The sequence below is a fragment of the Mycobacterium sp. TH-M106 genome (assembly GCF_057473765.1).
Window position 1 is genome coordinate 1 of the sequence record NZ_JBYCLE010000070.1, and the last position, 9,864, is coordinate 9,864.

10 protein-coding genes are annotated in these 9,864 nt (G+C 67.6%); 9 read left to right on the plus strand and 1 reads right to left on the minus strand.

Annotation, left to right across the window (positions count from 1 at the left end):
* The 5 genes from gatA to gatB form a co-directional block, all read left to right on the plus strand.
* On the plus strand, nt 1-1,157 hold a 1,157-nt coding region (gatA, locus tag AC2VOP_RS02245; protein ID WP_486959457.1), incomplete at its 5' end, for an Asp-tRNA(Asn)/Glu-tRNA(Gln) amidotransferase subunit GatA.
* Nucleotides 1,158-1,251: 94 nt separating this feature from the next.
* Entirely contained in the window at nt 1,252-2,283 is a 1,032-nt protein-coding gene (locus AC2VOP_RS02250; RefSeq protein WP_486959458.1) for an ATP-dependent 6-phosphofructokinase, read from the plus strand.
* A 38-nt stretch (nt 2,284-2,321) separates the two neighbouring features.
* Nucleotides 2,322-2,990: a thiaminase II gene (gene tenA / locus AC2VOP_RS02255; protein ID WP_486959459.1), complete on the plus strand. Its 669-nt coding sequence runs from the start codon at nt 2,322-2,324 to the stop codon at nt 2,988-2,990.
* A gap of 41 nt (nt 2,991-3,031) precedes the next feature.
* On the plus strand, nt 3,032-3,325 hold the full coding sequence (ricR, locus tag AC2VOP_RS02260) for a copper-sensing transcriptional repressor RicR (RefSeq protein ID WP_486959460.1): 294 nt from the start codon (nt 3,032-3,034) through the stop codon (nt 3,323-3,325).
* A 62-nt stretch (nt 3,326-3,387) separates the two neighbouring features.
* Nucleotides 3,388-4,914: an Asp-tRNA(Asn)/Glu-tRNA(Gln) amidotransferase subunit GatB gene (gene gatB / locus AC2VOP_RS02265; protein ID WP_486959461.1), complete on the plus strand. Its 1,527-nt coding sequence runs from the start codon at nt 3,388-3,390 to the stop codon at nt 4,912-4,914.
* Nucleotides 4,915-4,929: 15 nt separating this feature from the next.
* Here gatB and AC2VOP_RS02270 read toward each other — a convergent pair whose 3' ends face one another.
* Nucleotides 4,930-6,051 (minus strand): PQQ-dependent sugar dehydrogenase, encoded by a 1,122-nt coding sequence (locus tag AC2VOP_RS02270; protein WP_486959465.1) that lies wholly within the window; start codon nt 6,049-6,051, stop codon nt 4,930-4,932.
* Nucleotides 6,052-6,212: 161 nt separating this feature from the next.
* On the opposite strand from AC2VOP_RS02270, the gene AC2VOP_RS02275 reads away from it, so the two are divergent.
* The 4 genes from AC2VOP_RS02275 to AC2VOP_RS02290 form a co-directional block, all read left to right on the plus strand.
* A complete protein-coding gene (locus AC2VOP_RS02275; RefSeq protein ID WP_486959462.1) occupies nt 6,213-7,064 on the plus strand; it encodes a DoxX family protein in 852 nt (283 codons plus the stop codon).
* Between the two features lie 290 nt (nt 7,065-7,354).
* A complete protein-coding gene (locus AC2VOP_RS02280) occupies nt 7,355-9,220 on the plus strand; it encodes an acetolactate synthase large subunit (protein WP_486959463.1) in 1,866 nt (621 codons plus the stop codon).
* Nucleotides 9,220-9,729 carry an acetolactate synthase small subunit gene (ilvN, locus tag AC2VOP_RS02285; RefSeq protein ID WP_486959464.1) on the plus strand — a complete coding sequence of 170 codons (510 nt, stop codon included), beginning with the start codon at nt 9,220-9,222 and terminating at the stop codon, nt 9,727-9,729. Before AC2VOP_RS02280 ends, ilvN begins: the two co-directional genes overlap by 1 nt.
* A gap of 46 nt (nt 9,730-9,775) precedes the next feature.
* Nucleotides 9,776-9,864: hypothetical protein (locus tag AC2VOP_RS02290; protein ID WP_486959466.1), on the plus strand; the 89-nt coding region annotated here is incomplete at its 3' end.

Below are 9,864 nucleotides of genomic sequence, written 5' to 3' on the forward strand. Positions count from 1 at the left end.
GGCTGCGCGCGGCCGGGATCCCGATCCTGGGCAAGACCAACATGGACGAGTTCGCGATGGGCTCGTCGACGGAGAACTCCGCCTACCAGGTGACCCGCAACCCGTGGGACATCGACCGGGTGCCGGGCGGCTCCGGTGGGGGCAGCGCGGCGGCGCTGGCGGCGTTTCAGGCGCCACTGGCTATCGGCACCGACACCGGCGGCTCGATCCGTCAGCCGGCGGCGCTGACCGCTACCGTCGGCGTCAAACCCACCTACGGGACGGTGTCTCGCTACGGCCTGGTGGCCTGCGCGTCGTCGCTGGACCAAGGCGGGCCGTGTGCGCGCAGTGTGCTCGACACCGCGTTGCTGCATGCCGTGATCGCCGGGCACGATGCCCGCGACTCCACCTCCATCGACGCCGACGTGCCCGACGTGGTGGGCGCAGCTCAGGCCGGCGCGGCCGGTGACCTGAGCGGGGTGCGGATCGGTGTGGTGCGCCAGCTGCACGCCGGCGCGGGGTATCAGCCCGGCGTGCTGGCATCGTTTCACGCCGCCGTGGCGCAGCTGACAGAGCTGGGGGCCCAGGTGAGCGAGGTGGACTGTCCGCACTTCGACTACGCGCTGGCCGCCTACTACCTGATCCTGCCCTCGGAGGTGTCGTCCAACCTGGCCCGCTTCGACGCGATGCGCTATGGGCTGCGCATCGGCGACGACGGCAGCCACAGCGCGGAAGAGGTGATGGCGCTGACCCGGGCGGCCGGGTTCGGTCCGGAGGTCAAACGCCGCATCATGCTCGGCACCTATGCGCTGTCGGCCGGCTACTACGACGCTTACTACAACCGCGCGCAGAAGGTGCGAACTCTGATCGCCCGTGATCTGGACGAGGCGTATAAGTCGGTGGACGTCCTCGTCTCACCCACCACTCCGACGACGGCTTTCCGGCTGGGGGAGAAGGTCGACGACCCGCTGGCGATGTATCTGTTCGACCTGTGCACCTTGCCGCTGAATCTGGCCGGGCATTGCGGCATGTCGGTGCCGTCCGGGCTGGCGGAAGACGACGGGCTGCCGGTGGGGCTGCAGATCATGGCGCCGGCACTGGCCGACGACCGGCTCTACCGGGTGGGTGCGGCTTACGAGGCCGCCCGCGGCACGCTGCCCAGCCCGCCCACCCTCTGACGCGAGCATGCGCAAAATCGCATTTTCGACGCCCGGGCGATGCGATTGTGTGCATGCTCGCGACACGACATGACCCACCCGGCAAGATGGGGCCATGCGGATCGGAGTTCTCACCGGAGGCGGGGATTGTCCCGGGCTCAACGCCGTCATCCGGGCGGTGGTGCGCACCTGCGACGCCCGGTACGGCTCTTCCGTGGTCGGGTTCTCTGACGGTTTTCGCGGCCTGCTGGAAAACCGGCGCGTCCAGCTCTACAACGACGACCGCAACGATCGGCTGCTGGCCAAGGGTGGCACCATGCTCGGCACCGCGCGGGTACACCCGGACAAACTGCGCGCCGGCCTGGAGCAGATCAAGCAGACCCTGGACGACAACGGCATCGACGTGTTGATCCCGATCGGCGGCGAGGGCACCCTGACCGCTGCGCACTGGCTGGCGCAAGAGAACGTGCCAGTGGTCGGGGTGCCCAAGACCATCGACAACGACATCGACTGCACCGACGTCACATTCGGCCACGACACCGCGCTGCAGGTCGCAACGGATGCCATCGACCGGCTGCACAGCACCGCCGAGTCCCATCAGCGGGTGATGCTGGTGGAGGTGATGGGCCGGCATGCCGGCTGGATCGCGCTGAACGCCGGGCTGGCGACCGGCGCGCACGCGACGCTGATTCCCGAGCAGCCGTTCGACGTCGAAGAGGTGTGCCGGCTGGTCAAAAAACGCTTCCAGCACGGCTCGTCGCACTTCATCTGCGTGGTCGCCGAAGGGGCCAAACCCGCTGCGGGATCGATGGAACTGCGGGCCGGTGGCATCGACGAGTTCGGGCACGAGCGATTCACCGGGGTGGCCGCCCAGCTCGCGGTGGAGATCGAACAACGCGTCAAGAAGGAAGTGCGCACCACCGTGCTGGGTCATGTCCAGCGCGGCGGCACCCCGACCGCCTACGACCGGGTGCTGGCCACCCGGTTCGGGGTCAACGCCGCCGACGCCGCCCACGCCGGTGAGTACGCGATGATGGTCTCGCTGCGCGGCCAGGACATCGACCGGGTGCCGTTGGCCGATGCGGTGCGCCAGCTCAAGCTGGTGCCGCAGAGCCGTTACGACGACGCCGCCGCGTTCTTCGGTTGAGGCCCAGTTGTTCCGGGGCTCTCCGGTTACCGTGGGTTATGTCCGACCGCGTGCGCGATCTGCTCTGGGATGACATCGCCGACCGCTACCGCGGAATCTGCGGGCACCCGTTCCTGACCGGGCTGGTTGACGGGTCGTTGGAGCATGGTCAGTTCCGCTACTACATCACCCAAGATGCGCACTACCTGCGCGGTTACGCACGGGCGCTGGCCGTTTGCGCGGCGAAGGCGCCGGAGCAGACCGAGGTGGCGATGTTCGCCGATCACGCGGGCCAGGCGATCACCGCCGAGCGGGAGCTGCACGCCGGGCTGCTCGCCGGGCTCGGGATCAGTGCGGGCGAGGCGGCGGTGCTGCCGGTGGCCCCGACCACCCAGGCCTACGTCAGCTATCTGCTGGCCACCGTCTACGGCGGTTGCTACCCGGAGGCTCTCGCCGCGGTGCTGCCGTGCTACTGGATTTACGCTCGGGTCGGCGAACACCTGCAGCGATTCGGCTCGTCTGACCCGCTGTATCAGCAGTGGATCGACATGTACGCAGGGTTGCAGTTCCAGGCCGTGGTGAACGCGGTGCTCGACGCCACCGACCGGGTCGGGGCGCACGCCTCGCGGCGCGACCTGGAGTTGATGCGTCATCATGTTCGCGTCACCGCCCGCTACGAGTGGATGTTCTTCGACGCCGCCTACCGGATGGAGGACTGGCCGGTGTGAGCGGTGACAAATACCCCCGTGGGGTAGGTATGATGGCTGGAATGACCAGGGGCCCACACGGATATACGGCACACAAGGACAGCTACGCTAAGCGGCTGCGCCGCATCGAGGGACAGGTCCGCGGGGTCGCAAGGATGATCGACGAAGACAAGTACTGCATCGACATTCTCACCCAGATCAGTGCGGTCAACAGTGGCTTGCGGGCGGTGGCGCTGAGCCTGCTCGACGAGCACCTCGACCACTGCGTGAGCCACGCGGTCGCGCAGGGCGGCGACGAGGCTCATGCGAAGCTGGCCGAAGCCTCCGCCGCCATCGCACGGCTTGTCCGCTCCTGATCGCCGCGAAGTGAGTCATCGACGCTCGCCGTGACGGCTGTCCGGTCTCTAAACTCGGCGGTGTGACCGTTGCCGCTGGCTCTGAAGCCGACCTGCTTGACTATGACGACGTCGTCGCCCGCTTCGACCCGGTGCTGGGCCTGGAGGTTCACGTCGAACTGTCCACCGCGACCAAGATGTTCTGCGGCTGCCCAACCTCATTCGGCGCCGAGCCCAACACCCAGGTGTGTCCGGTGTGCCTGGGGCTGCCCGGCTCGCTACCGGTGGTCAACGCCGCGGCGGTCGAGTCGGCGATCCGCATCGGGCTGGCGCTGAACTGCGGTATCGCCTCGTGGTGCCGGTTTGCCCGGAAGAACTACTTCTACCCGGACATGCCGAAGAACTACCAGATTTCGCAGTACGACGAGCCCATCGCGATCAACGGTCACCTGGATGTGCCGCTGGACGACGGGTCGACCTGGCGGGTGGGGATCGAACGTGCGCACATGGAGGAGGACACCGGCAAACTGACCCACCTGGGCTCCGACACCGGCCGCATCGAAGGTGCCACCGAATCGCTGATCGATTACAACCGCTCTGGCGTGCCGCTGATCGAGATTGTCACCAAGCCCATCGAAGGTACCGGCGCACGTGCCCCGCAAATCGCGCGCGCCTATGTGACAGCATTGCGGGATCTGTTGCGCGCGTTGGGGGTTTCCGACGTACGGATGGATCAGGGGTCGATGCGCTGTGACGCCAACGTGTCGCTGAAGCCCAGAGGCGCCAGCGAGTTCGGGACTCGCACCGAAACGAAGAACGTCAACTCGCTGAAAAGCGTGGAGGTCGCGGTCAGCTACGAGATGCGCCGCCAAGCTGCGGTTTTGTCTGCAGGCGGCCGGGTCACCCAGGAGACCAGGCACTTTCACGAGGCCGGCTACACGAGTCCCGGCCGTACCAAGGAGACCGCCGAGGACTACCGGTATTTCCCCGAGCCCGACTTGGAGCCGGTCTCGCCGGGCCGTGAGCTCGTCGCGCGGCTGCGAGGCACCATTCCGGAGCTGCCGTGGTTGGCGCGCAAGCGGATTCAGGCAGAGTGGGGGATCTCCGACGAGGTGATGCGTGATCTGGTCAACGCCGGCGCGGTGGAGCTGGTTGCCGCCACCGTCGACCAGGGCGCCCCCAGCGAGGCGGCCCGGGCCTGGTGGGGGAACTTCCTGGTGCAGAAGGCCAACGAGGCGGGTGTCGAACTCGTGGCGCTGGCGATCACCCCGAAACAGGTTGCCGAGGTGGTGGCGTTGGTCGACGCGGACAAGTTGAGCAACAAGCTGGCCCGCCAGGTGGTCGAGGGCGTGTTGGCCGGCGAGGGCGAACCCGAACAGGTGATGGCCGACCGCGGGCTGGCACTGGTCCGTGACGACGCGCTGATCCAGGCCGCGGTCGACGAGGCGCTGGCCGCCAATCCGGAGGTGGCCGAAAAGATCCGGGGCGGCAAGGTGGCCGCTGCCGGTGCCATCGTGGGTGCGGTGATGAAGGCCACCAAAGGTCAGGCCGACGCTGCCCGGGTACGCGAGGTGGTGTTGGTGGCCTGCGGGTGCGGGCCAGGTCGCTAACGCAGGGCAGGAATGCTACGTTTTGTCGTCATTGCTGCGCGGGAAGCCGCCGGACGGGAACAGCGGGAACACCACGTCGTCAAGTTTTCCGGCATCCCCGGCGGTCCTGTTGATCGTCCCGCCCCAGACGTTGCCGTCCGGTGACATCCGCACCGCCCAGACGTGCCCGTGGGTGTCTTGGCGCACCACCTCGGGCTCACTGGTGACCGCACCGGTTCCGGGCGCGAGCCGCACCGCCACGGTCTGCTCGGTATTGACGAGGTTGACCAACACGGTGCCGTCCATTGCCGCGCAACCGGCCACCCCGGGTTTATCGGGCCACGTCCACACCGTCGAGACGTGGGAATCCTTGGTGATGCGCTGCAGTCGGTCGGCGCTGGGGGTTCGATCGGCGACGTAGAGCGAGCCGTCGACGTGGTCGACGCAGAGACCGCCTCCGGACCCCACTCCGGTCAGTGCGGTGGTGGGCGGCGCCTGATCGATCGTGGTCGGTTGCTCGATGCGCAACACCTTGCCGGCGCGCGATCGGGGATCGGTCGCCGCCGCGAAATCCCCGGCATCGCCGGTCAGCACCACCAGAGTGGTCGGGCTAGTGAAGAGCAACGCACCGGTATTGCCGGTCACGCCCTTGGGCATCCCGGTCAGGATGTCCTTGGGAACGTCACCGTCGGCGATCCGGACGACCCGGTTGTCGGTGGGGGTGCTGATGTAGGCGTACATCAGCCGGTCCTGGGAGTAGGTGGGCGACAGCACGATGTCCATCAACCCACCGTCACCGGACGGGTCGACAGCGAAGACGGTCTTGACCTTGGGTTCGGCGCTGACCGAGACCTCTTTGACCGCCCCGGTAGTGCGCTCGGCGACCAGTGCCGACTTGTTGTCCGGGAGCATAATCAGGCCGCTGGTGCTCTCCAGGCAGCCCTGCATCACCCCGGGTGCCGGGCATGCCTTCGGAAACGGCTTGGCGGGCAGCGGCGGGGGCGGCGGAGGCGGCGAGGTGGGCACCCGCCCGAATTTCGGCTGGGTAGTGAACGGTTGCGACTGTGCGTCGTTGAACTGCGCGCAACCGGTCACTACGAGCAATGTGGTGCACAGCACGACAGACACCCGGTGAACCGGCCCACGTATCCGCTGCATCCGCATCCTGTCAGGCTACGGACACCGCCGCTGAGTTCGCCAGGATGGCTTGCCGGCGCGGCGGGGTGCAGCCGGCTGCAGAGGGCAACACGCACGGATCGGTTCGGTCACGGAAGCGCTCAAATCCCCAATCCGCGCGCGATTGCCCTTACCCTGGCAGGATGACCAGTCAATCTGTGGACTCGCACTGGCGGCGCCCGGACGATTCGGCAGCGTCCGACCCAGCACGGTCCGGGTCGGCGGCACGCCTGGTGGATCCGGAGGACGACCTGCCGTCGGCCACCTACACCGGTGACTACGAGACGACCGCCATCCCGCCCTACGACCCCACCAACTCACACAGCTCTCCTGCCATCGGCACCGGATACGGCCTGCTCGGCGACCTCGAACCGCTGCCGTATGTCCAGCCGCCCTACGGCGGTCGGCCTTGGGCGCAGGCGACCCACGACACGGATGATGCTGATGCTGACCGACCTTTTGGTGCCGCCGACCGGCGCGGCACCCAGGACCTGGGTCTGTTGATCCTGCGGGTGGGCCTGGGCGTGCCGCTGGTCGCCCACGGGTTGCAGAAGGTGTTCGGCTGGTGGGGCGGCCATGGCCTGACCGGGTTCAAGAACTCGCTGTCGGACGCCGGTTACCAGCACGCCGATGTCCTCGCCCTCGCCGGCGCCGGGGGGCAGATCGTCGCCGGGGTGCTGTTGGTGTTGGGGCTGTTCACTCCGCTGGCGGCGGCCGGGGCGCTGGCTTACCTGATCAACGGCGCGCTGGCCGGCGTTTCGGCGCACACCGAAGACCGGTTGTCCTACTTCCTGGCCGATGGTCACGATTACCAGGTTGTGCTGACCGGCATGGCGCTGGCCATCGTGATGGCCGGGCCGGGCCGCTACGGGTTCGACGCCGCCCGCGGCTGGTCCCGGCGGCCGTTCATCGGCTCGTTCGTGGTGTTGCTGCTCGGCGTCGGCGGCGGCGTCGCCTTGTGGGTTCTGCTCAACGGTGCGAACCCGCTGGCATGACGCGTTGAGATTGCACCCGGGGCTGTGCTTCGACGGAAATCGCAACCGTGTGTGCAATCTCAAGGATCCGAGCCGGCTATCTCAAATTTGACGGTTGACCTGTGCAGAGGCTAGCGTCGAACATTATGGACAGCCGTGGAATGCTGGTAGTACTTGGTCGGCGCGTTGATGGCTGCTGACTAGTATTCGGGGATCAACGCGCAACCCTCAGGCAGCAGCAGAGCTGTCGGGGGTTTTTTGTTTGGCACATTCGGCACCGTGAAGAGGACCGTAAACGTAAAGAGGAAATCGTGAGCGCACCCACCACCCGGCCGCCTTACCGGTCAGCACCGCCCAGCACCCGCGGGCCCGCCAAGGCTGCGGCCGCCGTATCCAGTGTGCGGCCCAAACACATTGCGCCGCAGCAACTCACCGGAGCTCAGTCGGTGGTCCGATCGTTGGAGGAACTCGGCGTCGACGTGATCTTCGGGATCCCGGGCGGCGCGGTGCTGCCGGTCTACGATCCGCTGTTCGACTCGAAGAAGCTGCGCCATGTACTGGTCCGCCACGAGCAGGGCGCCGGGCACGCTGCCAGCGGCTACGCGCATGCCACCGGCAGAGTCGGGGTGTGCATGGCCACTTCGGGCCCCGGCGCCACCAACCTGGTCACCGCACTGGCCGACGCGCAGATGGACTCCATCCCGGTCGTCGCCATCACCGGGCAGGTGAGCCGGTCGCTGGTCGGCACTGACGCCTTCCAGGAGGCCGACATCTCCGGCATCACCATGCCGATCACCAAACACAACTACCTGGTCCGCAACGGCAACGACATCGCGCGGGTGCTGGCCGAGGCTTTCCACATCGCTGCCACCGGCCGCCCCGGCGTGGTGCTCGTCGACATCCCCAAGGACGTGCTGCAGGGCCAGTGCACGTTTGCCTGGCCGCCGCGCCTGGAGCTGCCGGGCTACAAGCCGAACACAAAACCACACAACCGGCAGGTCCATGAGGCCGCCAAACTGATCGCGGCCGCCCGCAGGCCGGTGCTGTACGTGGGGGGCGGGGTCATCCGCGGCCAGGCATGCGCGCAGCTGCGTGAACTGGCCGAGCTGACCGGTATTCCGGTGGTCACCACACTGATGGCGCGTGGTGCGTTCCCGGACAGCCACGGCCAGCACCTCGGCATGCCGGGCATGCACGGCACCGTGGCCGCGGTGGCCGGGCTGCAGCGGGCCGATCTGCTGATCGCACTGGGTGCCCGCTTCGATGACCGGGTCACCGGTCGGCTGGATTCGTTCGCGCCCGACGCCAAGGTGATCCACGCCGACATCGACCCGGCCGAGATCGGCAAGAACCGGCACGCCGACGTGCCGATCGTCGGCGACGTCAAGGCCGTCATCGTCGAGCTGATCGCCGCGCTGCGGCACGCGAAAGCGGACGCCGGACTCGATCTGACGGAATGGTGGTCGTATCTGGATCAGGTGCGCTCCACCTACCCGCTGAGCTACGGGCCGCAGAGCGACGGCAGCCTCTCCCCGGAGTACGTCATCGAGACGCTGGGCCGGCTCGCCGGGCCGGACGCGATCTACGCCGCCGGGGTGGGCCAGCACCAGATGTGGGCGGCGCAGTTCGTCAGATACGAGAAGCCGCGCACCTGGCTGAACTCCGGCGGGCTCGGCACCATGGGCTTCGCCATCCCGGCCGCGATGGGCGCCAAGATGGGCCGGCCGGACGCCGAGGTGTGGGCGATCGACGGCGACGGCTGCTTCCAGATGACCAGCCAGGAGCTGGCCACCTGCGCGGTGGAGGGGCTGCCGATCAAGGTGGCGCTGATCAACAACGGCAACCTGGGCATGGTGCGCCAGTGGCAGACCCTGTTCTACGGCGAGCGGTACTCGCAGACCGACCTGGCCACCCACTCGCACCGGATTCCGGACTTCGTGCTGATGGCCGAGGCGCTGGGCTGCGTCGGTCTGCGTTGCGAGCGCGAGGAAGACGTCGAAGCCGTCATCGAGCAGGCCCGGGCGGTCACCGACCGGCCGGTGGTGATCGACTTCATTGTCGGCGCCGACGCCCAGGTCTGGCCGATGGTCGCCGCCGGCACCAGCAACGACGAGATCCAGGCCGCCCGCGGCATCCGGCCGCTCTTCGAGAACGACAGCGACGAGGGGCACGCCTGATGAGCGAATGGCAGACGCACACGCTGTCGGTGCTCGTCGAAGACAAGCCCGGCGTGCTGGCCCGGGTGGCGGCGCTGTTCTCCCGGCGCGGGTACAACATCGAGTCGCTGGCCGTCGGCGCCACCGAGGCCAAGGGCATGTCCCGGAGGACGATCGGCGTCTCGGTGGAGGGCACCCCGCTGGAGCAGATCACCAAGCAGCTCAACAAGCTGATCAACGTGATCAAGATCGTCGAGCAGGAAGAGGACAGCTCGGTCACCCGGGAGTTGGCGCTGATCAAGGTGCGCGCCGACGCCACCACCCGCGGCCAGATCATCGAGGCGACCAACCTGTTCCGCTCCCGGGTGATCGACGTCTCGCCGGATTCGCTGATCGTCGAGGCCACCGGCACCGCCGGCAAGCTGGAGGCGCTGCTGCGGGTGTTGGAGCCCTACGGGGTCCGTGAGATCGTGCAGTCCGGGATGGTGTCGCTCTCCCGGGGCCCGCGCGGCATCGGCAGCAGCAGATAACACGTCACACTAACACACATGGAGATCACACTCAGTGGCAATCGAGATGTTCTACGACGACGACTCCGTCCTCTCGATAATCCAGGGCCGCAAGTTCGGGTTGTTCGGGTACGGCAGTCAGGGGCACGCGCACTC